Here is a 24,269-nt window from a genome sequence, read left to right as displayed (position 1 = left end):
ATCCGTGGCGCAGTTGTTGATACTGACCTCAGCCGGTGGCTCGGAGGTCCTCCCCGCACTGGGCCTGCTCAGCCACAAGACCCGGCAGATCCCGGCGGAGCCGGCGCACCTCGTGAACGCCCCGAGCTGCGACCTCATCTTCGTCGACGCCCGGCAGGACCTGGCCAGCGCGAAGTCGCTCTGCAAGATCCTGACCACCACCGGGATCAACGTCCCGCTCATCCTCATCCTCACCGAGGGCGGTCTCACCGCGGTCTCCGCGGACTGGGGCGTGAACGACGTCATCCTCGACTCGGCCGGCCCCGCCGAGGTCGACGCCCGCATCCGGCTGGTCATCGGCCGGCTCGCGCAGGAGCAGTCGACCTCGCGGATCCAGGCGTCCGGCGTCGTGATCGACGAGGCCAGCTACTCCGCGAAGGTGCATGGGCGCCCGCTCGACCTCACCTTCAAGGAGTTCGAGCTGCTGCGGTTCTTCGCGACGCACCCGTCGCGCGTCTTCACCCGCGAGCAGCTGCTCAGCGAGGTCTGGGGGTACGACTACTTCGGCGGCACCCGCACGGTCGACGTGCACGTGCGGCGCCTGCGCGCCAAGCTCGGCGATCTGGAATCGCTCATCGGGACGGTCCGCAACGTCGGATACCGCTTCAACGTGTACGAAGAGGACAATGAACGAGTCGCTCAATCTCTCGGTTGAGAACCTGGCCGATCCCGCCGTCGCCGCGGGGCTCGAGCACCTGATCGGCCGGGCCGCCTGGTTCGACGGCCGGCCCCCGTTCAGCGATCAGACCCTGATCGACGCGCGGGCCGGGTCGCGCACGCTCCTCGTCGGCCTGCGCGCCGACGTCGTGGTGGCGGCCGCCGTGCTCGGCCAGGGCGAGCTCGAGTTCGTCGTCGATCCGGAGTGGCGCGGCGTCGGCTTCGGCCGCGCCGTGCTCGATCAGGTGCTCGCGAGCGGGCGCACCGGGCTCCTGGCCTGGGCGCACGGCGACCACCCGGCGGCCAGGGCCCTCGCCGCCTCGCACGACTTCGCGCCGGTGCGGACGCTGCTGCACCTCGCGCTCGATCCGCTCGTCGCCCCCGAGGTGAGCGTCCCCGAGGGCTTCGCGCTCTCCGACGGCCGCGACCTCGACCCGGCCGAGTGGGTCGCCCTCAACGCCCGGGTCTTCGCCGCGCACCCGGAGCAGGGCCGGATCACCGAGGACGACCTGGCCGCACGCCGGGCCGAGTCCTGGTACGACGACGAGGACCTCCTCCTGCTCCGCGACGCCGACGGCGCGCTCGTCGGCTACGACTGGCTGAAGATCGAGCCGGAGTCGACGACGGGCGAGATCTACGTCCTCGGCGTGGCTCCCGAGACCGCCGGTCGCGGGCTCGGGCGGACGCTCCTCGGGGCGGGACTCGCCCGGATGCTCGAGCGCGGCTGCACCGTCGCGGACCTCTACGTCGAGGCGGAGAACCGCTCCGCCGTGGCGCTGTACCGCTCTCTCGGCTTCACCGACGCCGCCGTCGACGTGCAGTACCTGCACCGCCGCCCCGCGGTGCGCTGAGCGGCGCACCGGCTCCGAGGCTCCTCCCCAGGCCGGGTTCACCCGGCATTCACCACGGGCGGCGCGGGCGCGTCCGAGGCGGTGCCAGGATGGTCGCATGGACGGCGACAACCTGATTCTCGAAGACGGCCTGAGCGACGAGCTCGACGACGACTTCGACGAGGAGGAGGAGGGTCACTCCGACCCCCTGCTCCCGGACGACCGCTATCTCGACCGCGAGCTGAGCTGGCTGGCGTTCAACCAGCGCGTGCTCGAGCTCGCCGAGGACCCGCTGGTCCCGGCGCTCGAGCGGGCCAACTTCCTCGCGATCTTCTCGTCCAACCTCGACGAGTTCTTCATGGTCCGCGTCGCCGGGCTGAAGCGCCGCATCCTCACCGGCCTCGCACTCCCCACCAACATCGGGCGCGTGCCGGTCGACGTGCTGACCGACATCTCGGAGAAGGCGCACCTGCTGCAGCAGCGGCACTCGCGCGCCTTCAAGGAGCTCGTCGAGCCGGCCCTCCGCGACGCCGGGATCGACATCGTCCGCTGGAGCGAGCTCAGCGACGCCGAGCGCGAGGTGCTCGACGACTACTTCTCGGCGCAGGTCTTCCCCGTGCTGATGCCGCTGGCCGTCGACCCGGCGCACCCGTTCCCCTACATCTCGGGGCTCTCGCTCAACCTCTCGGTGCGGGTGCGGAACCCGAAGACGCAGAAGACCGAGTTCGCCCGCCTCAAGGTGCCGCAGATGCTGCCGCGCTTCGTGCGGATCGCCGGCGTCGCCGCCCCCGGTGAGCCGATGCGCTTCATCTCGCTCGAGGACTTGATCGCGAATCAGCTCGACGACCTCTTCCCGGGCATGGAGATCCTCGACCACCACGTCTTCCGGGTCACCCGCAACGAGGACGTCGAGGTCGACGAGGACGAGACCGAGAATCTGATCAAGGCGCTCGAGAAGGAGCTCCTCCGCCGCCGGTTCGGCCCGCCCATCCGCCTCGAGGTGACCGACGACATGGATGACGAGACCCTCGGGCTCCTCGTCCGCGAGCTCGACATCACCACGCAGGAGGTCTACAAGCTCCCCGCGCCGCTCGACCTCGGCGGCCTGTTCAGCCTGCAGAAGATCGACCGGCCGGACCTGAAGTACCCCAACCACGTCCCGACGACGGCCGCGCAGCTCTCGCCGAGCGAGCCGAACCAGCGCCAGGACATCTTCAAGGCGGTCTCGCGCGGCGACGTGCTGCTGCACCACCCCTACGAGTCCTTCGCGACGAGCGTCCAGGCGTTCCTCGAGCAGGCCGCGGCCGACCCCGACGTGCTGGCGATCAAGCAGACGCTGTACCGCACCTCGGGCGACTCCCCCATCGTCGAGGCGCTGATCGACGCCGCGGAGTCCGGCAAGCAGGTGCTCGCCCTCGTCGAGATCAAGGCGCGCTTCGACGAGAAGGCCAACATCTCCTGGGCCCGCAAGCTCGAGAAGGCCGGCGTCCACGTGGTCTACGGCCTCGTCGGTCTGAAGACCCACTGCAAGCTCGCGCTGGTCATCCGCCAGGAGAAGGGCGGCGTGCTGCGGCATTACTCCCACATCGGCACCGGCAACTACAACCCGAAGACCTCGCGCATCTACGAGGACCTCGGCCTGCTGACCGCCGACCCCGAGGTCGGCAAGGACCTCACCCGCCTCTTCAACGAGCTCTCCGGCTACGCGATCGAGAAGAAGTTCAAGCGCCTGCTGGTCGCGCCGCGCCACCTGCGCAAGGGACTGCTGAAGCGGATCGCGGCCGAGACCGAGAACGCCCGCGCCGGCCGCCCCTCGGGCATCCGGATCAAGATGAACTCGATCGTCGACGAGTCGGTGATCGACGCGCTCTACCGCGCGAGCCAGGCCGGCGTGCCCGTGGACGTCTGGGTCCGCGGCATCTGCGGGCTGAAGCCCGGGCAGGAGGGCCTCTCGGAGAACATCCGCGTCCGCTCCATCCTCGGGCGCTACCTCGAGCACTCCCGCATCTTCAGCTTCGTCAACGGCGGCGAGCCCGAGGTCTTCATCGGCAGCGCCGACATGATGCACCGCAACCTCGACCGCCGCGTCGAGGCGCTGGTGCGGATCGTCGAGCCGGCGCACCTCAGCGAGATCGCCGACATGTTCGACCGCGCGATGGACGAGAAGACCGCCTCGTGGTGGCTCGGCCCGGACGGGATCTGGACGCGGCACCACCTCGACGAGGACGGCGCACCCCTCTCCGATCTGCAGAACCGGCTGATGGCGCACATCACGCACCGCAAGCGCACGGCGACGCGGACCGGCTCCCGAGCCTCCACCCGCTGACGCCGTGACGGGGACCGTCTACGCGGCCGGCGCCGTGTGCTGGCGGATCATCGAGGGGCGCCTGCACGTCCTGGTGATCCACCGGCCGCACCGCAAGGACGTCAGCCTGCCCAAGGGGAAGGTCGATCCGGGCGAGTCGCTGCCGGAGACCGCGGTGCGCGAGATCCGCGAGGAGACCGGGTTCGCGGTCGCGCTCGGAGTGCCGCTCGGCACCGTGCAGTACGCCCTGCCGAACGGGCGACCGAAGACCGTGCACTACTGGGCGGCCCGGGTGACCGAGAAGGCGGTGCTCGCCTCGGACTTCGTGCCGAACCGCGAGGTCGAGGCGCTCGAGTGGGTCACGATCAAGCGCGCCCGCAGCTACCTGACCTACCCGCACGACATCGAGATCGTCGACGAGTTCGCGCGGATCGTCTCGCGCGGCACCCACGACACCTTCGCCGTCGTGGTGCTCCGGCACGCCAAGGCGGTCCCCGCGTCCTCCTGGGACGGGCGCGACTCCACCCGGCGGCTCAACCGCCGCGGCGACGAGGAGGCGGCCGCCGCGAGCCGCGCCGTCGCCGCCTGGCGGCCCCGTCGGCTCGTCACGAGCACGGCGAAGCGCTGCCGGGCCACGATCGCTCCGCTCTCCGCGCTGCTCAAGCGGCCGGTCCGCCTCTCGGAGGACCTCAGCCAGGACGCGCACGAGCACGGCGCCGCCGACGTCCGCTCGGTCGTCGGCAAGCGGGTCCGCGCGCGCAAGAGCGCCGTGCTCTGCAGCCACGGTCCGGTGATCCCCGAGATCCTGCGCGAGCTGGCGCTGGCCACCGCGACGCCGATCGGCCCGTACCTCGAGGAGGCCTCCGACCTGCCGACCGGCGGCTTCGCGGTCGTGCACCTCTCCGTCGAGCACCCGGGCTCCGGCATCGTCGCGATCGAGACGCACGCACCGCTCGAGTGAGCCGCGCCCGGGCCGCCGGAGTGCCGCGCGAATAGTGCTCCTCCGCGCTCCGCGGCGCCTGAGGGCGGCCCGTCGTTCACCGCGCGTTCACCGAGCGGACGGGGGCAGGACACGACCCCTCCGTACTCTCGCTGGCGGGCCGCACTAAGCCCGTCCATCCCCCTGCTTTCCTACCCGAAAGGGATACTTGTGCGTTTCTCGCGTCTCGGCCAGGCGGCCGTCATCGCCGCCGTCGCAGCCATCACGCTGACCTCCTGTGCTGCCAACGAGGGGCCCGCCGCCACCGGCGACTCGTCCTCCTCCGGCTCCGCCAGCACCCTCGAGGGCACCCTCAACGGCATCGGCGCCTCCTCGCAGGGCTCCGCCCAGGAGGCCTGGGTCTCCGCCTTCCAGCAGGCGAACACCGGCGTCACCGTCAACTACTCCCCCGACGGCTCCGGCGCGGGCCGTGAGGCCTTCATCGCCGGCGGCGCCGACTTCGCCGGCTCGGACCGCGCGCTGAAGCTCGAGGAGCTCGACGGCTCCTTCGGCAAGTGCGCCGACGGCACCTCCGCCATCGACGTCCCGGCCTACATCTCGCCGATCGCGATCGTCTTCAACGTGGAGGGCCTCGACGAGCTGAACCTCGACGCCGCCACCATCGCTGGCATCTTCAAGGGCACCATCACCACCTGGAACGCCCCCGAGATCGCCGCGCTGAACCCCGACGCGACGCTCCCGTCCTCGAACATCACCGCCGTGCACCGCTCGGACGACTCGGGCACCACCGAGAACTTCGCCGCGTACCTCAACGCGACCGCGCCCACCGTGTGGGACGCCGAGCCCGACGGAGTCTGGCCCTACGAGGGCGGCGAGGCGGCCCAGGGCACCTCGGGCGTCATCGACACCGTCACCAACGGCCAGAACACCATCGGCTACGCCGACGCCTCCCGCGCCGGCAGCCTGGGCACCGCCAAGGTGAAGGTCGGCGAGGACTTCGTCGCCTACTCGCCCGAGGCCGCTGCCGCGATCGTCGACGCGTCCCCCGAGGCGACCGACCGTCCCGAGAACGACATCGTCTACGAGATCGACTACGCCTCCGAGGAGTCCGGCGTCTACCCGGTCGTCCTGGTGAGCTACCTCATCGCCTGCCAGGAGTACCAGGACGCCGCGACGGGCGAGCTCGTCAAGGCGTACCTCGGCTACGTGACCAGCGAGGAGGGCCAGCAGGAGGCCGCCACCTCCGCCGGCGCCGCGCCGCTCTCGTCCGAGCTGTCGACCCAGGTCGCGACGGCCATCGAGTCGATCAAGTAACCTCCCCCTCATGACGCGGCCCCGGACCCCAGCCGGTCCGGGGCCGCGTCACGGCTCGGCCCCCTCCCCCACACCGAACGCAGGGACACCCACATGACCACCGCAGAGCGGCCCGTCGGCGCCATCAAGGCGAAGCAGCGGCCCGCAGACCGGATCTTCTCCGGAACGGCAGTCGCCTCCGGCGCGCTGATCCTCGTCATCCTCGCCGCCGTCGCCCTCTTCCTGGTCGTCCAGTCGATCCCGGCTCTCACGGCGTCCCCCGACACGATCTCCGGCGGAGCGGGCTTCTGGTCCTACGTCGGTCCGCTCGTCTTCGGCACCGTCTACGCCGCCGGGCTCGCGATGGTGATCGCCGTCCCCATCGCGATCGGGATCGCGCTCTTCATCTCGCACTACGCCCCGCGCAAGCTCGCGCAGGGCCTCGGCTACGTGATCGACCTGCTGGCCGCCGTGCCGTCGGTCGTCTTCGGCCTCTGGGGCATCACGGTGCTCGCCCCCTTCGTCCAGCCGTTCTACGCGTTCCTCACGGACGCCTTCGGCTGGTTCCCGCTCTTCAACGGCCCGGTCTCCGGCACCGGCCGCACGATCCTGACCGTCGCCCTCGTGCTCGCGGTCATGATCCTGCCGATCGTCACGGCGATCTCGCGCGAGGTGTTCCTCCAGACGCCGACGCTGCACGAGGAGGCCGCGCTCGCCCTGGGCGCGACCCGCTGGGAGATGGTCCGCACCGCGGTCCTGCCCTTCGGCCGCCCCGGCATCATCTCCGCGTCGATGCTCGGCCTCGGCCGCGCACTCGGCGAGACGATGGCGGTCGCCATCGTGCTCTCGCCGTCCTTCGTCGTGAACTTCGCCCTGCTGCAGTCGACGAACTCGAACACCGTCGCCGCGAACATCGCGCTGAGCTTCCCCGAGGCCTACGGCCTGAAGGTCAACGAGCTCGTCGCCTCCGGCCTGATGCTCTTCGTCATCACGCTGCTCGTCAACATGCTCGCCCGCTACATCATCAACCGCCGCAAGGCCTTCTCGGGAGCGAACTGATGGTCACGATGACTCCGCCCCGCCAGCGCCGCGTCGAGGACGCGGTCCCTGCGCCGGTCAACACGCTCACCAGCGGCCAGCTGCCCAAGTGGGCGCCCGTCGCCCTCCTGGTCGGCAGCATCGCCGTGATGGCGCTCGTCTACGCCCTCCTCGCCGTCACCGGCACCACCCAGGGCTTCGACGTCGTCGGCACCGTCTTCTTCGGCGCCGTGCTCTACACGGTCGCCGTCTTCGTCCTCGCCCGCCTGGTCGAGGGCCCCCGCCGCGCGACGGACCGGGTCGTCACCACCCTGGTCACCGCCGCGTTCGTCGTCGCGCTGATCCCGCTGATCTCGCTGATGTACACGGCGGTCACCGCGGGCGCCGCGCGCTTCGACCTCCTCTTCTTCACCTCCTCGATGCGCAACGTCGTCGGCGAGGGCGGCGGAGCGCTGCACGCGATCATGGGCACGCTGATCATCACGGCGCTGGCCGCGGTCATCTCGATCCCGATCGGCCTGATGACGGCCATCTACCTCGTCGAGTACGGCCGGGGCGCGCTCGCCCGCGGCATCACCTTCTTCGTCGACGTGATGACCGGCATCCCCTCGATCGTCGCCGGCCTCTTCGCCTACGCCCTGCTGGTGCTGCTCTTCGGCGACGGCATCCGGATGGGCTTCGGCGGCGCGATCGCGCTGTCGGTGCTGATGATCCCGGTCGTCGTGCGCTCCACCGAGGAGATGCTGCGCCTGGTCCCGAACGAGCTGCGCGAGGCGTCCTTCGCCCTCGGCGTGCCGAAGTGGCTGACCGTCGTCAAGATCGTCCTGCCGACCTCGATCGCCGGCATCGTCACGGGCGTCATGCTCTCGATCGCCCGCGTCATCGGCGAGACCGCCCCGCTGCTCATCGTCGCCGGGTTCACCCAGTCGATGAACTACAACCCGTTCGACGACCGGATGATGACCCTCCCGGTCTTCGTGTTCCGCCAGTACGCCGACCAGGGGGCCGACGCGGCCGCCTACATCGATCGGGCCTGGACCGGCGCGCTGGTCCTCATCCTGATCGTCATGCTGCTCAACCTGCTCGCTCGCCTGGTCGCGCGCATCTTCGCCCCCAAGCTCGGCCGCTAACCCTAAGGATCTCCGTTGTCCAAGCGCATCGAAGTCAACGACCTCAACGTCTACTACAGCAAGTTCCTCGCGGTCGAGGGAGTCGGTCTCACCATCGAGCCCCGCACCGTCACGGCGTTCATCGGCCCCTCCGGCTGCGGCAAGTCGACCTTCCTCCGCACGCTCAACCGCATGCACGAGGTCATCCCCGGCGCCTACGTCGACGGCGAGGTGCTGATCGACGGCAACAACCTCTACGGCCCGGGTGTCGACCCGGTGCTCGTGCGCCGCCAGGTGGGCATGGTCTTCCAGCGCCCCAACCCGTTCCCCACGATGTCCATCCGCGACAACGTGCTGGCCGGCGTCAAGCTCAACAACCGCCGCATCTCGAAGTCTGACGCGGACGACCTCGTCGAGAAGTCGCTGCAGGGCGCGAACCTCTGGAACGAGGTCAAGGACCGGCTCGAGAAGCCCGGCTCCGGCCTCTCCGGCGGCCAGCAGCAGCGGCTCTGCATCGCCCGCGCCATCGCCGTCTCCCCCGACGTGCTGCTGATGGACGAGCCGTGCTCGGCCCTCGACCCGATCTCGACCCTCGCGATCGAGGACCTGATCGAGGAGCTCAAGAACGACTACACGATCGTCATCGTGACCCACAACATGCAGCAGGCCTCGCGGGTCTCGGACCGCACCGCGTTCTTCAACATCGCGGGCACCGGCAAGCCCGGCAAGCTCATCGAGTACGACGACACCGCCACGATCTTCTCGCGGCCGTCGGTGCAGGCGACCGAGGACTACGTCTCGGGCCGCTTCGGCTGAGTCTCCGACCGCACGCACGAGAGCCGCACTCCCCCGGGGGTGCGGCTCTTCTGCTGTCCGGAGCCGGTGCGGTCCGCCGGCAGCGGCCCACTCCGCGCCGGGAACGCAGAAGAGCCGCACCCCTTCACGGGGTGCGGCTCTTGTGCGCTCGGTGCTGTGGCGGTGTCAGGCGGTCGCGATGGCCAGGATCGGGTCCGTGGTCGGCGCCTCGGAGCCGCCCGCGTCCTCGACGGTCACCGCGACGACGGCGCCCTCGGCGAGCGTGCCCTCGAGCGGAGCGACCGTGCGGCCGTCACCCCCGTCGAAGGTGCCGGCCGAGACCGGGCCGGACGAGCCGATGTACCAGAGCTCGTAGGTCTTGTCGTCGGGCAGGGGCGCGAGGTCGTCCACGACGAGCGCCGAGCGGCCGAGCGAGGCCGACCAGACCAGGGTCGCGGTCTCGCCGGTCGCGACGGCTCCGGCGGTCTCCTGCACGTCGGGGGCGCTGCGGATCTGCTCGAGGGCGCTCAGCTGCTGGCTCTGCCCGGCATCGGGCGTGAGCAGCGGCGGGAGCGCCACTCCCCCGACCACGATGACGGCCGCGGCGGCGGCGGCGGAGAGGTAGACGGCGGGGCGGGTGAACCAGCGTCCGCGGGCGCGGGCCTCGGCGCCGTGGCGGCCGGAGGTCGCGGACGGCGCAACGGCCGACGGCCCGCTCGCGGCGGCCGCGGAGGGCTCGACGGCGTGCAGGGTCGGGGCCGCTTCGCGCCGGTCGGCGAGGTCCTCGGCCGGGGCATCGGCGGTGTCGTCGCGGGGCAGCTGCGGCGTGGTCGCGATCAGCGCCATCAGATCGGCCTTCAGGGCCGGCGACGGTGCGACCGCCGGAGCGTCGGCGGCGAGCGCCTCGGCCACGGTCGAGAACGCGTCGGCCTCGCCGCGCGCCTCCGGATTCTCGTCCAGGAATCTCTCGTACCGGGCGGTCTCGTCCGGGGTGAGGATGCCGAGTGCGTGTCCTGCTGCGAGTTCGCGCGGATCTTCGGGGAGTTGCACGTCGTTCACAGGGCCACCCCCATCTCTTCTCTCAGTCGTATCATCCCGTCGCGCAGGCGCGTTTTTATGGTACCGACGGGGCAGTTCAGGATTCCGGCGATCTCGCTGTGCGAGTAGCCGCCGTAGTACGCGAGCTGCAGCGCTTGCCGCTGGAGCTCGGTCAGCCGCTCCAGGGCGGCGGTGACCTTCTCGTGCTCGAGGGACACCTCCGCCTGCTCGGCGACCTGGTCGTAGTCGCGACCGAGGTCGCGGATTCCTATGCGGACGTCCCGATCGCGGCCCGCTTGGGCCGCGCGAACCCGATCGATGGCCCTGCGGTGTGCCATCGTGAGGATCCAGGTCGTCGCACTTCCCTTATTCGGAGCGAAGCGTCCAGCGGTTTGCCAGATCTCGAGGAAGACCTCCTGGGCCACCTCCTCCGACTGGGCGCGGTCGACCAGGACCCGCGTGATCAGTCCGAGGACGCGCGAGGCGACGAGGTCGTAGAGCTGCGAGAACGCGGCCTGCTCCCCCGCGGCGATCCGCTCGAGGAGAGCGCCGAGGTCGGGGGCGGTGCCCTCGGCGGTGGTGTCGTCGCTCATGCGCCCTGCCCTGCTCGTGCCCGGGACTTCAGATTCCGGGTCATCCAGAAGGCTGTCACGGCGAGTCCCGCGATCACGACCGACACTTCGAGGGGGAGGACGACGAAGCGCACGTCGAGAGCGAAGCCGCCCAGGTCGACCAGCGCCGCGGCGCCCATCCGCGGGGCGAGCCAGAGTCCGATCACGGCCGCGAGGGCCGCGGTCAGACCGGCGGAGCTGCGCGGACGCACCAGCACCCAGAGCGCGGCGGCCGTGTCGAGCACGGCGAGCGTGCGCATCAGGGCACCCTGCGAGAAGACGACGCCGTTGCCGAGGAGGGCGCCGATCTCGTCGTCGACGCCGGGGGCGGAGAGGAAGAGGAGGACGGCGATCACCAGGAGGGCGGTCCCGGCCCACCACCGCGCGCCGATCCGGAGTGCCCTGCGGTTCTTCATTCCGGATGTCGCCTGTCTGTCGGGGACTCTGCCGGGAGGGGAGGACTCGCGCCTCGGACCGCCCGCCACTGGGCCCTCGCTCGCCGCCGGGATCCGCTGGGGATGCTGTCGAGAGGAGAAGGGGCCGGATCGCAGAAACGCCTCTCGGCGCGAGGCCGCTCGAAGCGGCTATAAGTGGAGCCCGGGGTTACTGCGATCCGGCTCCGACCAGTGTACCGGCTGTCCCCCGCAGGCCCGCGAGGGGCGTTCGCGGAGCGAGAACGCGGGGTGCCGCAGGGCGCCGCGATCGGGTAGCGGAGTCCGCTCCTACTCGAGCGAGTCGCTGCGCCAGAGGCGTGCGCAGCTCACCAGCTCGGCCGCGGTGGTCGAGAGGCGGAGGGCGCGGGTGGTCAGCTGGCTCGCCCGCGGTCCGTCGATCAGCTCGACGTCGTCGGCCACCGAGGCGGCACCGGAGGCGCTCACCCGGCAGAAGGCCGCGGCGCGGTCGAGGGCGACGGCGAAGTCGCCGTCGAACACTCCGCGGAGGATGCGGTCGGCCAGCTCGGTGATCTCGGCCGGGCCGGTCGGCGTGACGGCGCCGGCGACGACCGGGTCGATGGTCGCCGAGAGCTCGACGCCGCGCTGGTAGAGGAAGCTCGTGCTCTCCGGGTCCTGCCGGATCACGAGCCGCAGCAGGTAGATGCGCCAGAGGGCGCCGGGGAGGCTGGACGGGCTGGAGCGGGCCCACAGCTCTGCGAGCGCGTCGATGCCGTTGTGGTCGGTGTACTCGACCAGGCGGTCGATGACCACCGGATCCGGGTCCTCGCGCACCCGGCTGAGCAGTGCGATCGCCGTCTCGTGGGCGACCCGGCTGATCTGCGCCGGGTCCTCCCCGCCCTGGAACGCCTCGAAGACGCGGGAGGGGAACTTGGTCGGCTTGTGGAAGCCGTCTGTCATGGGGCCGCCTTCCGCGGTCGGGCGGACGCGCGGACGCGTCCTGCTTCGTGGGGGTTCGAGGAGGGTAACGCCTGCGCCTGTGCGGGTATGCCCGACGCCGGTCCGGACGCGCAGGGGCGCTACCCTGGATGCCGCGGGCCTCTAGCTCAGTTGGCAGAGCAGCGGACTTTTAATCCGCGGGTCGTCGGTTCGAGCCCGACGGGGCCCACTCCTCCCGCCGTCTCCCGAGCACGACCGCTGCGAACATGCGTCGGTGGACGTGGCGGAGCGGAAGCGCTCGACGCCCCTCCCGCCGACGGCCGCGATCACTCGTGGCAGAGGGACCAGGCGGCGTCGGGGTACTCGCGCTCCTCGCCGTCCTCGAACGAGACGAGGCGCCAGACGCCGTCGTGGTGCTCGAGGAGGCGGCCGCGGACGATCTCGGACTGCCAGCCGTCCACGGTGCGGAACCAGCGGACCAGGCGGACGGTCGTGCTCTGGTGGGGCTGGAGGCGGTGGGTCATCGGGGAGTGTCCTGTCGGGGCGGGGTCGTGGCGGGGCGCCTGGTGGTGCTGCTCGGGCGGTGGGTGGGTCTCGATACGCCGCCTGCGGCGGCTACTCGACCAGCATGGAGGGAGCATGGGCCGGGCGGCCGGTGGCTCGTCGGGCGCCGCCGGAGGCGGCTCCTCAGGCCGCGGGGGCGGGGCGGCCGGCGGAAGGGGACACCGCCGGCCGCCCCTGCGGGTCAGCGCGTGGGGTCGACGCGCCAGTGGCAGACCATCGTGGTGGTCGAGCGGTAGGAGTAGGTGACCGCGTCGACCCTCGGCACCTCGCGCTCGTAGTCCGGGTAGAGCTCGGAGGCGGAGTCGACGCCGGGCGGGAGGCACGAGCCGAGGGAGACGTACCGGGTGAGCCGGGTCGGCGCCGTGTAGTCGTCACCGGTGACCGTGTCGTCGGCGGGCACGAAGGCGGGGATGCCGGTGAAGACGCAGACGAGCGTCAGCGACGTCCCGGACCGGACGAAGCGGTAGTCCTTCGTCTGGAGGCTGTAGCCGGGCGCGGCGGGCAGCAGGGCGCCGTAGTAGCAGGAGCCGTTCGACGAGATGTCGGTCGAGGCGTAGCCGTCGAGGTTGGCCCCGGCGTTGTGATCGGCGAGGGCGGGGGTGGCGGCGGCGCCCACGAGGGCGACGGAGGCGGCGAGGGCGAGCAGGGTGGAGCGGAAGGACGGCATGACGGTCTCCTCATCGAGACGGCGTCGGCGCTGAGCGTCGGCAGGGAGCGGTCGCTCGTCGTGCGAGCGGACGGCGGGCCCGGCTCGTGAGACGACGTCGTCCCCGTGCTCGGCCCCGCGGGCGTCCGGCGGACCGGATGACCCGAACTCTAGACCGCTGCGCGCACGCTGTCTGCCCCCTGCGAGGTCACGCAGGCACTCCTGCTGCGGCCCTCAGACCAGGCGACCGGCGCGCAGCCTGCGGGAGCGGCGGCGCAGCGTCCGGTCGCTCGGACCGAAGCTGTCGGACTCGAGGAGGAGTCTCAGCGAGAGCGAGACCTGGCGGGCGAGACGCGGGTCGATCCCCTCCGGGATCCGTACCGCGTCGATGAGATCGAGAGCCGTCTGCGTGGTCCGGGACATCGCCATGCCCGTGACCCTAGAGAGGGTCGGCGCGTCCTGACGGCCCCGACACGGGGGCGCACGACGGCAGCAATTCTCAGCCGTCGTGCGCCCGGGTGCGGGTGGTGCGGGTGACTACTTGCTGCCGTCGCCGCGGCCGGTCGCGGACTGCAGGCGGTCGATGTGCTCGGACGCCTCCGCCTTCGTGATGTCGGCGGGGAGGGTCTCGCCCGCCTCGCGGGCGAGGGTGTCGAGGTAGCTGCGCTGCGGGCCGGTCATCGGCTCGTCGCCGGTGACCCAGTCGGACGGGTCCTTGCTGGCGCTGGTGTCGCTGCCGTCATCGGCACGGGCGCCGAGGACGTCGCCCTCGGTCTTGACGTCGGGATCGGTGGTGTTGGGGATGTCGTCGCTCATGCTGCGACCGTACGCCCGACCACCGACACCGGCGAGGGCTTGCGGAGCGGGCCCGAGCGACCCGTTCCGATCGCGCGCATGATCCGGCGGTCGTCCCGCGTCAGGAGCCGAGGAGCGCGTGGGCGACGGTGAAGATCACCAGGCCGGCCAGCGAGCCGACGACGGTGCCGTTGATCCGGATGAACTGCAGGTCCTTGCCGACCTGCAGCTCGAGCTTCTCGGAGGTCTCCTGCGGGTCCCAGCGGCCGATCGTCTCGCCGATGATGCTGGCGATGTCGCCCCGGTAGCGGTCGACGAGGTTCGCCGCGACGGTGCCGATCCAGGTGTCGACGGTCGAGGCGAGCGCCTGATCGGTCGAGAGCCGGCGGCCGAGGTCGACGACGATCGACTCGATGCTCGCGCGCAGCGGGCTCTCCGGGTCGTCCATCGCGCCGAGCAGCGACGACTTCGTCGACTCCCAGGCGTCCCCGGCGAGCTCGCGCACCCGCGGGCTGTCGAAGGCGCGGTTCTTGATCTCCTCGACGCGCGCGATCAGATCCGGATCGCTGCCGAGGTCCTTCGCGAGCGTCGCGAGGTAGCCGTCCACCGCGATCCGGAACGGGTGGCCCTGGTCGTCGCGGATCGTCTCGACGAGGACGAGGGCCTCGCGGTAGAGCCGCTCGTCGACCGCCCGGCTGACCGCGGAGGGCAGCCAGCTGGGGAGCCGGCCGCTGACCATCCTCGTGAAGCTCTCGGGATTCGCGATCAGCCAGGCCTCGGCCTGCTCGACCAGCGTGTCGACGAGCCGGCGGTGGTGCCCCGCCTCGACGACGCTGCCGACGAGCGAGCCCAGCGGCGGGCCCCACTGCGGGTCGAGCAGGTGGCGCCGGGCGAGTGCCTCGATCACGCGCTGCACGTCGGAGTCGTCGAGCAGCGCGATCGCGGAGCGGACCGCCGCCGCGCTCTCGCCGCCGACGCGGTGCGCGTTCTCGGGCTCGGCGAGCCACAGCCCGGCACGGCGGGCGATGCCGAAGGAGTCGAGCTTCTCGCGGACGATCGCGCCGCGAAGGAAGTTCTCCTCGACGAACTGCGCGAGACTCGCGCCGATCTCGTCCTTCTTGGTCGGGATGATCGCCGTGTGCGGGATCGGCAGCCCGAGCGGCCGCCGGAAGAGCGCCGTCACCGCGAACCAGTCCGCGAGCGCGCCGACCATGCCGCCCTCGCTCGCCGCGCGCACCCACTGCAGCCAGGGGTAGCGGTCCTGGAGCGCGAAGGACACGGCGAACACGATCGCCATCAGCACCAGCAGCCCGGTGGCGAGCCGCTTCATCGCGACGAGGGCGGCGCGCTTCGCCTCGTCGTCGCGCCCGGCGGAGGTGCCGCCGGCGGAGGTGCTGACGGCGCTCGTGCTGCTCGTCGTCATGACGAGGCGGGGAAGCCCTCGTGGCGGATGCCCCAGGCGACGCTCCACTCCTCGCCCGGCTCGAGCCAGCGCAGGCCCTGACCGGAGTTGAGCGCCTCGGCGGGCGCGGTCATCGGCTCGACCGCGATGGCGGTCCTGACGTCGTCGCCGTCCGGGAAGATCCGGGTGATGAAGACCTGGATGAAGTTGTGCGAGGCGTCGGCCCAGAGCAGCACGCGGCGGCCGTCGTCGGCGCGGAGGCCGTGGACGCTCTCGCCGTCGACGATCGTGACGTCGGCCCAGGCGTCGTCGAGCTCGAGCTCGCCGATCCGGCGGCCGCGGCGGAGGTCCCACTCGGTGCCGTCGACCGGGCTCTGACCCGTGGGGTTGAGCCGCTCGTCGACCTCGATGTGCACAGCCGCGTCGACCGTGATCTCGAGCTCGTCGGTCGGGACGTCGCCGATCGCGAGGAAGGGGTGCGTGCCGATCGCGACGGGCGCCTCGTCGGCTCCGACGTTGACGACGCGGTGCACGACCCTCAGGCCGTCGGCCTGCAGCTCGTAGCGGACCGTGGTCTCGAGGTGGAACGGGTAGCCCGCCTGCGGGACGACGGGCGCGGCGAGCTCGACGAAGGACGGGCCCTGCTCCACGACGCGGTAGGAGGCGCTGCGCAGCAGGCCGTGGATCGCGTTGTGGTACTTGGGCTCGGTGATGTCGAGCTGCTGGGTGCGCCCGGCGTGGTGCCAGCGGCCGTCCTTCACGCGGTTGGGCCAGGGCATCAGGACGATGCCCGAGCCGAACGGCGGGACGACGGTCTCGGGGTATCCGGCGGTGATCTCGACGCCGTCGACGGAGAGGTGGCGCAGCCCTGCGGCCACCTCCGTGACGACGGCGTGCAGGGTGCGTCCCTCGGCGGTGAGGTCGAGGGCGAACTGGCGCCCGGTTGCGGGGGCGGGAGTGAAGTCGGCCATCCCTGAATCCTACGGACCGGCACCGCCGTCGGCCTGCGGACCGGGCCGGAGCGTGCCGCAGCGGGTGACGGCGAGGCCCGCCGCCTCGAGCCGCCCCATGACGGCGTCGCCCGCGGCCGCACCGGTGAGCAGGCGGTCGAACTCCTCGGTGCCGGCGACCCGGCCGAGGTCGACGACGCCGAGCTTGCTCGAGTCGGCGACCACGACGCGGCGGGTGGCCGCGTGCAGCATGCGGCGCTTGAGCGTCGCCTCGGGCAGGTTCACGTTGGTCACGCCCGCCTCCGGATGGACGCCCGTGCAGCCGACGAAGACGACGTCGGCGCGGATCCGCTCGAGCACCTCGGAGGCGAGCGGCTCGACGAGGGAGTGCTGCAGCGGGCGCAGGGTGCCGCCGGTGACGACGACGGTGAAGCGCGGGATGGCGGGCTCGAGGGCGAGGGCGATGCTGAGGCCGTTGGTGACGACGGTGACGTCGCGGAGGTCGTCCCGCGCCACGAGTGCGTGGGCGATCGCGAGCGTCGTGGTGCCGACGTCGAGGATCACGCTCTCGCCCGAGACGACCGAGGCGGCGGCCTCCCGGCCGATCGCGGCCTTCTCGTCGGAGGCGGAGGCGAGGCCCTCCTCGAACGAGCGCTCCCCCGAGCGCTCGCCGGTCGGCACGGCTCCCCCGCGGACGCGCTGGACGGTCCCCTCGCCGGCGAGCCGATCGAGGTCGGAGCGGACGGTGACGACGGAGACGCCGAGGCGATCGGAGAGGTCCGCGACGGAGACGAAGCCCTGCTTCTCGGCGAGCAGCCGCATCTCGAAGCGGCGCTCGAGCGCCGAGCGGCTCTCCTGCTCCCCGTCCGTCCTCATAGCTCCATCGTGTCCTTCGCGCCATCGACTTGTCAAAGAGAAACCACGCTTTCCTTTCCGAAGGTCGCGGTCTATCGTGGGCGGTGCCATGAACGAAGCGATCCCCCTCTCCGCCGGCGTCGTCAAGCGCCCGCACGTCCTCGCCGACGGCCGCGACCTCATCTACTTCGATGACGCGGACACGTCCCTCCCTCCCGAGCGCTCGGCGGATGCCCGCGAGCTCGATCCCCGTCCCGCGACCGCGCGCATGCGCCAGGACGTCCTCACCGGGGAGTGGGTGTCGATCGCCGCCTCCCGGCAGAACCGCGTCTTCCTCCCGCCGGCCGAGCTCGACCCGCTCGCCCCGGCCTCGCCCACCAATCCGTCGGAGGTGCCGAGCGTCTACGACGTCGCCGTCTTCGAGAACCGCTCGCCGTCCTTCGGGCCGCTGCTCGAGGACGAGGACGCGCCCGCGTCCCTCGAGGACCTCCGCACGCTCGGCCTCGGCCGGACCCTGACGAGCGTCGGCCGCTGCGAGGTCGTCTGCTTCAGCCCCGAGCACGAGGGCTCGTTCGCGACCCTCTCCGCCTCGCGCGCTCGCACCGTCGTGGAGGCGTGGGCCGACCGCGTCGCAGCGCTGTCGGCTCTGCCCGGGGTGCAGCAGGTCTTCCCGTTCGAGAACCGCGGAGAGGCGATCGGCGTCACCCTGCACCACCCGCACGGCCAGATCTACTCCTACCCGTACGTCACCCCGCGGACGACGCGGCTGCTCGCGTCGCTCGACGCCTACGGCCCCGGGATGTTCGCGGACATCCTCGCCTTCGAGCAGGCCGGCGAGCGCGTGCTCGTCCGCGGCGAGCACTGGACGGCCTTCGTGCCCTTCGCCGCGCGCTGGCCCATCGAAGTGCACGTGCTGCCGCACCGCCACGTGGCCGACATCAGCGAGACGACGCCCGAGGAGCGCGACGAGCTCGCCGTGGTCTACCAGCGGCTCCTGCGCGGGATCGATGCGCTCTACGACTCGCCCACCCCCTACATCTCCGCCTGGCACCAGGCGCCGGTGCACGAGCGGCGCGACGAGGTGCGGCTCATGCTGCAGATCACGTCGCCGCGCCGCGCCGCCACCAAGCTCAAGTACCTGGCGGGCAGCGAGGCGGCGATGGGCGCCTGGATCGGCGACATCGCACCTGAGACGAGCGCCGCCGCCCTGCGCGAGGCGATCAAGCGCGCCGACGCCGCCACCCTGGCCGCCGAGGCGGCCGCGAACCCCGACGCGTCGCTCCCCGCCGCCGACACCACCCCCGAGGAGAACCGATGACCACCTCCGCTTCCCTCGACGCCGTAGCCGAGCGCGCCGCGCAGGACTTCGAGCGCGCCTACGGCCACCCGGCCGTCGGCGTCTGGGCCGGACCCGGCCGCGTCAATCTGATCGGCGAGCACACCGACTACAACGACGGCTTCGTCTTCCCGTTCGCCATCGACCGCGCCACCGCGATGGCCGTCGCGCCGAGGGAGGACCGGGTCGTCCGGATCTCGAGCGCCTTCTCCCCCGAGCACGTCGAGATCTCGCTGGACGACCTCGGGCCGGACGCGCTCGACGGCTGGTCGGCCTACCCGCTCGGCGTCGTCTGGGCGCTCACCGAGTACGGCGTCGACCTCGGCGCGCGCTCGGGCTTCGACGCCTTCGTCGACTCCGACGTGCCGGTCGGCGCCGGGCTCTCCAGCTCGGCCGCGCTGATGTGCGCGATGGCCGTGGCGCTGAACGAGCTCTGGGAGCTCGGGCTCGACCGCGCGACGCTCGCCCGCGTGGGCCGTCGCGCCGAGAACGTGGCCGTCGGCGCGCCGACCGGGATCATGGACGAGTCCGCCTCGCTGTTCGGCGAGCGCGACGCGGCCGTCTTCCTCGACTGCCGGAGCCTCGACACCGAGGTCGTCCCGCTCGGCTTCGAGGAGGCCGGGCTGGTGCTCCTCGTCATCGACACCCGGGTCGAGCACGCGCACGCCACCGGCGGCTACGCCGAGCGCCGTGCGTCGTGCGAGCTCGGTGCCTCGACGCTCGGGGTGGAGTCGCTGCGTGAGCTGTCGGTGGACGACCTGCCGCGCGCCGAGGCGCTCCTCGACGACGTGACCTACCGCCGCGTGAAGCACGTGGTGACCGAGGACGCCCGCGTCCTCACCACCGTCCGCACCCTCCGCGAGCAGGGGCCGCGCGCGATCGGCGAGCTCCTCGACGCCGGCCACGTCTCGCTCCGCGACGACTTCGAGATCTCGATCCCCGAGCTCGACACCGCGGTCGAGGCCTCCCGCGGCGCCGGCGCGATCGGTGCGCGGATGACGGGCGGCGGCTTCGGCGGCTCCGCCATCGCACTCACCCCCGTCGAGAAGGAGGAGGAGGTCCGCGCGGCGGTCCTCGCCGCCTTCGCCGAGAAGGGCTTCCGCACCCCCGAGCTGTTCCTCGTGACGGCGGCCGACGGCGCGGGCCGCGTCCGCTGACCCTCCGATCTCCTAGGAGAGATCACCCGGTAGGCAGGGGCGAACCATGCTGATCGAGTAGCCCGCGGAGCGGGCGCATCGAGATCCACCACCGTCAGAACGCGAGTCTGCAGACCCGCCCTGCTGACGGTGGTGGGTCTCGATACGCCCCTGCGGGGCTACTCGACCAGCAGGAGAAGGGGCGCGGCGCGTCCTCTCCCTCACCACCGAGACGCGAGGCGGCTTCGCCGCTCGATACGCGCGCTCCGCGAGCTACTCGATCAGCAGGGAGGGACCGCTCCGCGGGCTCTCCGATCACCACCGGCGGTCAGGCATCCTGCTCATGCGTGGTCGCCCCATGCTGGTCGAGTGGCCGCGCAGCGGCGTATCGAGACCCCACGACTCCAGGCGGGTGGATCTCGATACGCCCGCGGAGCGGGCTACTCGAGCAGCAGGGGTGGCCCGCGGAACGGGCTACTCGATCAGCAGGGGTGGCCCGCGGAGCGGGCTATTCGATCGGCGTGCCTGCCGGCGGGACGACCGGGCGCAGGGCACCTCCGGTGACGCGGACGAGCTCGGCGGCGGTCGTCGGGTAGACGGTGTGGGCGTGGCCGGCGGCCGCCCAGACGGCGTCTTACTCGGTCAGCGCGGAGTCGACCACGGTGGGCAGCGGGGTCGGGTGACCGACCGGCGCGACGCCGCCGATGGTCTGGCCCGTCGCGGTCTTGACGACCGACGCCGAGGCGCGGGTGATCGTCCCGCCGAGCTCGGCGCCCAGCCAGTCGGTGTCGACGCGGTGCGCGCCGCTGGTGAGCACCAGCAGCGGCGACCCGTCGAGGAGGAAGATCAGCGAGTTCGCGATCCGGCCGACCTCGATGCCGAGGGCCGCCGCGGCGAGCGCCGCCGTCGACGCCGCCTCGTCGAGCCAGCGGACCGGGGGCCGCACCCCGTGCACCTCGAGATCGGCCAGGACGCGGTCGACCGCGGGGTGGCTGCGCTCGCTCATGCGAACGACCGTAGCCGACCCCGCGGCCGGTGGAACCGCTACTCCGTGAGCGTCGCGATGTCGATGACGAAGCGGTAGCGCACGTCCGAGGCGAGCACGCGCTCGTACGCCTCGTTGATCTGCGACGCCGAGACGACCTCGACCTCGCTCGCGATGCCCTTCTCCGCGCAGAAGTCGAGCATCTCCTGGGTCTCGCGGATGCCGCCGATGCCCGAGCCCGCGAACGAGCGGCGCGCGGCGAACAGGGTGAAGACGTGCAGCGGCAGCGCCTCGGCCGGAGCGCCGACGTTGACCATCGTGCCGTTGCGGCGCAAGAGGCCGAGGTAGGCGTCCAGGTCGAGCGGCGCGCTGACCGTGTTGATGATGATGTCGAAGGTGTTCTTGAGCGTCGAGAACGTCTCCTCGTCCTTCGTCGCGTAGTAGTGGTCGGCACCCAGACGGAGGCCGTCCTCCTTCTTGCTCAGCGACTGCGAGAGCACGGTGACCTCGGCGCCCATCGCGTGCGCGAACTTGACGGCCATGTGGCCGAGCCCGCCGAGACCGACGACGGCGACCCGCTTGCCGGGGCCCGCCTCCCAGTGCGAGAGCGGCGAGTAGGTGGTGATGCCGGCGCAGAGCAGCGGCGCGGCGGCCTCGTAGGGGATCGACTCCGGGACGCGGAGCACGAAGTCCTCGACGACCACGACGTGCGTGGAGTAGCCGCCCTGGGTGACGGTGCCGTCGCGGTCGACGGAGGCGTAGGTGCCGGTGTTGCCCTTCAGGCAGTACTGCTCCTCGCCGGCGAGGCAGTTCTCGCACTCGCGGCAGGAGTTGACCATGCAGCCGACGCCGACGCGGTCGCCGACCTTGTGCTTGGACACCTCGGAGCCGACTTCGGCGACGACGCCGACGATCTCGTGGCCGACGGTGAGGGGGTACTGGACGGGGCCCCACTCGCCGCGGACGGTGTGGATGTCGGAGTGGCAGATGCCCGCGTAGGCGATCTCGATGAGCACGTCGTGCGCTCCGACGTCGCGGCGCTCGATCGTGGTGGGGACGAGCGGCTCGGTGGCGGAGGGGGCGGCGTAGGCGTTGACGGTCAGCATGTTTTCTCCTTCGTGGGGGCGCGCTCGAGCGGTGGTCCGGAGGGGGTGGGAACGCGAGCGCGTCTGCCCACGCTAGCGAGCCCCGGCTGGACGCCGCCCGTAGGCTCGGAGGATGCGGAGGACGATCGATCTGAACGCCGACCTCGGCGAGGGCTTCGGCGTGTGGTCGCTCGGCGACGACGACGCGATGCTCCGGCTCGTCACGAGCGCCAACGTCGCCTGCGGCTTCCACGCCGGCGACCCCTCGATCATGCTCGCCACCTGCCGCACCGCCGCCGAGCGCGGAGTGGCGATCGGCGCCCACGTCGCCTACCGCGATCTCGCCGGCTTCGGCCGCCGCGACCTCCCCGTCGACCCGGCCGAGCTGCACGCCGACGTCGTCTACCAGCTCGGCGCCCTGCGGGCCGTCGCGCGGGCCGTGGGCACGGAGGTGCGCTACGTCAAGCCGCACGGGGCCCTCTACAACCGCATCGTGCACGACGAGCGGCAGGCGGAGGCCGTGGCCGCCGCCGTCCGGGACACCGCTGCCGCACTGCCCCTGCTCGGCCTCGGGTCCTCCGCCGTCGAGCGCGCGGCGGCGAGCGCCGGCCTGCCGTTCCTCCGCGAGGCGTTCGTCGACCGCGGCTACCGCGCCGACGGCACGCTGGTGCACCGCGGCGAGACGGGCGACCTGCTGACCGACCCGGCGGTCGTCGCCGCCCGGGCCGTGCGGATGGTCCTCGAGGGTGCCGTGACGGCCGTCTCCGGCGAGGAGCTCGCCCTCGACGTCGACTCCCTCTGCGTCCACGGCGACACCCCCGGCGCCGTCGCGATGGCGGAGGCGGTGCGCGCGGCCCTCTCCGAGGCGGGCGTCACCCTGGTGAGCGCTGCGCCGTGATCCCGGTGCGGCTGCTGCCCTCCGGCGATCGCGCCGTGCTGGCCGAGGTCGACGGCCTCGACGAGGCGCTCGCCCTCGCGGCGGCGCTCGACCGCTCCCGGCCCGCGGGCGTCCTCGACCTCGTCCCCGCCGCGCGAACGGTCCTCGTCGTGCTGGACGAGTCACTGCCGGTCGCGACCGCGTCCCCGTGGATCCTGCGGACAGCGGAGACGACGGAGCCGACGGGGCCCGGCACCATCGGCCGCCGGCACGAGATCGCCGTCCGCTACGACGGCGTCGACCTCGCCGAGGCGGCGGACGCCCTGGGCTGGACGCCCGCCGAGCTGATCCGCCGCCACACGGTGACCCCGTGGCGCGCGGCCTTCGGCGGCTTCGCCCCCGGCTTCGCCTACCTCGTCGCGCTCGCCCCCTGGCCGGAGGTCGCCCGTCGCGCCGAGCCGCGCACCCGCGTCCCCGCCGGCGCGGTCGCCCTCGCAGCCGGCTACTCCGGCGTCTACCCGCGCTCCTCCCCCGGCGGCTGGCAGCTGATCGGCTCGACCGACGCAGTGCTCTGGGACATCGAGCGCCTGCCGCCCGCCCTGCTCGCCCCCGGCGACGAAGTCCGCTTCCGGGCGCTGCCGTGAGCCTGCGCATCCTCGACCCCGGCCCCCTCGCGCTGATCCAGGACGAGGGCCGCCCCGGCCACGCCGCCGTCGGCGTCGGACGCTCCGGCGCGATGGACCGCGGCGCTCTCCGCCTCGCGAACCGCCTGCTCGGCAACGCCCCGGACGCGGCTGCGCTCGAACCGCTCGGCGCCGGCTTCACCGCCCGCTTCGAGACCCCCGCCTGGATCAGCCTGACCGGCGCCGCCGGAGCCGCGACCCTCGACGGCGCCGCCCTCGACCGCGTCCTGCCGACGCTCGCGCCCGCGGGTTCAGTTCTGCGACTCGGCCCCCTGACTGCGGGCCTGCGCCGCACCCTCGGCGTCCGCGGCGGCATCGCCGCGCCACCCGTCCTCGGCTCCCGCTCCCGCGACACCCTCTCCGCCCTCGGCCCGGCCCCCCTCCGCCCCGGCGACCTGCTCGCGTTCGGCACCCCCGCCGGCGAGGTCCTCCTCCCCGACTGGTGGCCTTTCGACGCGCCTCGGAACCCCGTCCTGCGCGTCCTCCCAGGCCCCCGCCTCGACCTCCTGCCCCCGGGCACGTGGCAGCGCCTCCTCGCCGGCCCCTGGCACCTGAGCCCCTCCGCCGACCGCATCGGCCTCCGCCTCACCGGCACCCCCCTCCCCACAGGCGACGCCCCCGAACTCCCCAGCGAGGCCCTCGTCCCCGGCGCGATCCAGCTCCCGCCCTCAGGCCTCCCCGTCCTCTTCGGCCCCGACCACCCCACAACGGGCGGCTACCCGGTCATCGCTGTCATGGCCGCCGCCTCCCTCGACCAGATGGCCCACCTGACCCCAGGCGACGAGGTCCACTTCCACGCCTGACCACGGAGGTCGGCCCGCACCTGGTCCCTTACCCCGGACTCCGCACCGCGCCGCCCGCAGGGCGCGCCCCTCTGCAGCCGCCGGCCCGGAGGGGTGCGGTGCCTCGTCGCGGCTCCTGGCTCGGGTCTGGCGGGCGCGCCGCAGGCGCGCGGGAAGGAGCCGCGAC

25 protein-coding genes, 1 tRNA gene and 1 pseudogene are annotated in these 24,269 nt (G+C 72.3%); 14 read left to right on the top strand and 13 right to left on the bottom strand.

Going from position 1 to position 24,269, the window contains the following annotated elements; all coding sequences use genetic code 11:
- Positions 1-4: 4 nt before the first annotated feature.
- The 8 genes from EDF17_RS03235 (at position 5) to pstB (ending at position 9,027) form a co-directional block, all read left to right on the top strand.
- Positions 5-694, top strand: a complete 690-nt coding sequence (locus tag EDF17_RS03235) for a response regulator transcription factor (protein WP_123445147.1) — start codon at positions 5-7, stop codon at positions 692-694.
- Positions 666-1,547, top strand: a complete 882-nt coding sequence (gene mshD, locus EDF17_RS03230) for a mycothiol synthase (RefSeq protein WP_123445146.1) — start codon at positions 666-668, stop codon at positions 1,545-1,547. The genes EDF17_RS03235 and mshD overlap by 29 nt, the downstream gene beginning before the upstream one ends.
- Positions 1,548-1,644: 97 nt before the next feature.
- On the top strand, positions 1,645-3,852 hold the full coding sequence (locus EDF17_RS03225) for an RNA degradosome polyphosphate kinase (RefSeq protein WP_123445145.1): 2,208 nt from the start codon (positions 1,645-1,647) through the stop codon (positions 3,850-3,852).
- Between the two features lie 4 nt (positions 3,853-3,856).
- Positions 3,857-4,792, top strand: a complete 936-nt coding sequence (locus EDF17_RS03220) for an NUDIX domain-containing protein (RefSeq protein WP_123445144.1) — start codon at positions 3,857-3,859, stop codon at positions 4,790-4,792.
- Between the two features lie 189 nt (positions 4,793-4,981).
- Complete coding sequence (locus EDF17_RS03215; RefSeq protein ID WP_123445143.1) at positions 4,982-6,085, top strand: phosphate ABC transporter substrate-binding protein PstS; 1,104 nt, start codon at positions 4,982-4,984, stop codon at positions 6,083-6,085.
- Positions 6,086-6,178: 93 nt separating this feature from the next.
- Positions 6,179-7,123, top strand: coding sequence for a phosphate ABC transporter permease subunit PstC (gene pstC / locus EDF17_RS03210; protein ID WP_123445142.1), 945 nt, complete (start codon positions 6,179-6,181; stop codon positions 7,121-7,123).
- Between the two features lie 8 nt (positions 7,124-7,131).
- Positions 7,132-8,232, top strand: coding sequence for a phosphate ABC transporter permease PstA (pstA, locus tag EDF17_RS03205; protein WP_123445374.1), 1,101 nt, complete (start codon positions 7,132-7,134; stop codon positions 8,230-8,232).
- Positions 8,233-8,247: 15 nt separating this feature from the next.
- Positions 8,248-9,027, top strand: a complete 780-nt coding sequence (gene pstB, locus EDF17_RS03200; protein WP_123445141.1) for a phosphate ABC transporter ATP-binding protein PstB — start codon at positions 8,248-8,250, stop codon at positions 9,025-9,027.
- A 165-nt stretch (positions 9,028-9,192) separates the two neighbouring features.
- Here pstB and EDF17_RS03195 read toward each other — a convergent pair whose 3' ends face one another.
- From EDF17_RS03195 to EDF17_RS03180, 4 genes are all read right to left on the bottom strand, one after another.
- Positions 9,193-10,056 (bottom strand): anti-sigma factor, encoded by an 864-nt coding sequence (locus EDF17_RS03195; RefSeq protein WP_133671852.1) that lies wholly within the window; start codon positions 10,054-10,056, stop codon positions 9,193-9,195.
- Positions 10,057-10,061: 5 nt separating this feature from the next.
- A complete protein-coding gene (sigK, locus tag EDF17_RS03190; RefSeq protein WP_123445139.1) occupies positions 10,062-10,637 on the bottom strand; it encodes an ECF RNA polymerase sigma factor SigK in 576 nt (191 codons plus the stop codon).
- Complete coding sequence (locus EDF17_RS03185; RefSeq protein WP_123445138.1) at positions 10,634-11,071, bottom strand: hypothetical protein; 438 nt, start codon at positions 11,069-11,071, stop codon at positions 10,634-10,636. The genes sigK and EDF17_RS03185 overlap by 4 nt, the downstream gene beginning before the upstream one ends.
- A gap of 306 nt (positions 11,072-11,377) precedes the next feature.
- Positions 11,378-12,007, bottom strand: a complete 630-nt coding sequence (locus tag EDF17_RS03180; protein ID WP_123445137.1) for a DNA-directed RNA polymerase subunit beta — start codon at positions 12,005-12,007, stop codon at positions 11,378-11,380.
- A 135-nt stretch (positions 12,008-12,142) separates the two neighbouring features.
- Here EDF17_RS03180 and EDF17_RS03175 point away from each other — a divergent pair.
- A tRNA-Lys gene (locus EDF17_RS03175) sits at positions 12,143-12,215 on the top strand.
- Positions 12,216-12,312: 97 nt separating this feature from the next.
- Here the strand turns inward: EDF17_RS03175 and EDF17_RS19720 are convergent.
- From EDF17_RS19720 to EDF17_RS03145, 7 genes are all read right to left on the bottom strand, one after another.
- Complete coding sequence (locus EDF17_RS19720) at positions 12,313-12,510, bottom strand: hypothetical protein (protein WP_123735091.1); 198 nt, start codon at positions 12,508-12,510, stop codon at positions 12,313-12,315.
- Positions 12,511-12,731: 221 nt separating this feature from the next.
- Positions 12,732-13,217, bottom strand: a complete 486-nt coding sequence (locus EDF17_RS03170; RefSeq protein WP_123445136.1) for a hypothetical protein — start codon at positions 13,215-13,217, stop codon at positions 12,732-12,734.
- Positions 13,218-13,430: 213 nt separating this feature from the next.
- Entirely contained in the window at positions 13,431-13,625 is a 195-nt protein-coding gene (locus tag EDF17_RS03165) for a hypothetical protein (RefSeq protein WP_123445135.1), read from the bottom strand.
- 108 nt (positions 13,626-13,733) lie between these two features.
- Positions 13,734-14,012 (bottom strand): DUF3072 domain-containing protein, encoded by a 279-nt coding sequence (locus tag EDF17_RS03160; protein ID WP_123445134.1) that lies wholly within the window; start codon positions 14,010-14,012, stop codon positions 13,734-13,736.
- A gap of 100 nt (positions 14,013-14,112) precedes the next feature.
- Positions 14,113-15,414: a DUF445 domain-containing protein gene (locus tag EDF17_RS03155; RefSeq protein WP_123445133.1), complete on the bottom strand. Its 1,302-nt coding sequence runs from the start codon at positions 15,412-15,414 to the stop codon at positions 14,113-14,115.
- Positions 15,411-16,364 carry an aldose 1-epimerase family protein gene (locus tag EDF17_RS03150; RefSeq protein ID WP_123445132.1) on the bottom strand — a complete coding sequence of 318 codons (954 nt, stop codon included), beginning with the start codon at positions 16,362-16,364 and terminating at the stop codon, positions 15,411-15,413. The genes EDF17_RS03155 and EDF17_RS03150 overlap by 4 nt, the downstream gene beginning before the upstream one ends.
- A gap of 9 nt (positions 16,365-16,373) precedes the next feature.
- Positions 16,374-17,219 carry a DeoR/GlpR family DNA-binding transcription regulator gene (locus tag EDF17_RS03145; protein WP_185019942.1) on the bottom strand — a complete coding sequence of 282 codons (846 nt, stop codon included), beginning with the start codon at positions 17,217-17,219 and terminating at the stop codon, positions 16,374-16,376.
- Between the two features lie 88 nt (positions 17,220-17,307).
- Between EDF17_RS03145 and galT the strand changes: the two genes are divergently transcribed.
- Together galT and galK are read left to right on the top strand one after the other, a co-directional pair.
- On the top strand, positions 17,308-18,516 hold the full coding sequence (gene galT, locus EDF17_RS03140; RefSeq protein ID WP_123445131.1) for a galactose-1-phosphate uridylyltransferase: 1,209 nt from the start codon (positions 17,308-17,310) through the stop codon (positions 18,514-18,516).
- Positions 18,513-19,691, top strand: coding sequence for a galactokinase (gene galK, locus EDF17_RS03135; RefSeq protein WP_123445130.1), 1,179 nt, complete (start codon positions 18,513-18,515; stop codon positions 19,689-19,691). The genes galT and galK overlap by 4 nt, the downstream gene beginning before the upstream one ends.
- A gap of 487 nt (positions 19,692-20,178) precedes the next feature.
- On the opposite strand, the pseudogene EDF17_RS03130 reads toward galK, so the two are convergent.
- Together EDF17_RS03130 and EDF17_RS03125 are read right to left on the bottom strand one after the other, a co-directional pair.
- A pseudogene (locus tag EDF17_RS03130) lies at positions 20,179-20,676 on the bottom strand (YbaK/EbsC family protein).
- Between the two features lie 38 nt (positions 20,677-20,714).
- Entirely contained in the window at positions 20,715-21,761 is a 1,047-nt protein-coding gene (locus EDF17_RS03125) for an NAD(P)-dependent alcohol dehydrogenase (protein WP_123445129.1), read from the bottom strand.
- A 112-nt stretch (positions 21,762-21,873) separates the two neighbouring features.
- Between EDF17_RS03125 and EDF17_RS03120 the strand changes: the two genes are divergently transcribed.
- The 3 genes from EDF17_RS03120 to EDF17_RS03110 are packed head-to-tail and all read left to right on the top strand — an operon-like array spanning position 21,874 to position 24,103.
- A complete protein-coding gene (locus EDF17_RS03120) occupies positions 21,874-22,638 on the top strand; it encodes a 5-oxoprolinase subunit PxpA (protein ID WP_123445128.1) in 765 nt (254 codons plus the stop codon).
- Positions 22,635-23,261 (top strand): allophanate hydrolase subunit 1, encoded by a 627-nt coding sequence (locus EDF17_RS03115; RefSeq protein WP_243732772.1) that lies wholly within the window; start codon positions 22,635-22,637, stop codon positions 23,259-23,261. Before EDF17_RS03120 ends, EDF17_RS03115 begins: the two co-directional genes overlap by 4 nt.
- Positions 23,258-24,103: a biotin-dependent carboxyltransferase family protein gene (locus EDF17_RS03110; RefSeq protein WP_243732771.1), complete on the top strand. Its 846-nt coding sequence runs from the start codon at positions 23,258-23,260 to the stop codon at positions 24,101-24,103. The genes EDF17_RS03115 and EDF17_RS03110 overlap by 4 nt, the downstream gene beginning before the upstream one ends.
- The last annotated feature ends 166 nt before the right edge of the window (positions 24,104-24,269 follow it).

Origin of the sequence: Rathayibacter sp. PhB1 (assembly GCF_004362935.1) — a bacterium.
GTDB classification, from domain to species: Bacteria; Actinomycetota; Actinomycetes; order Actinomycetales; family Microbacteriaceae; genus Rathayibacter; species Rathayibacter festucae.
Note: the sequence above shows the minus strand (reverse complement) of the source record. Positions and strands in the feature narration are given on the sequence as shown.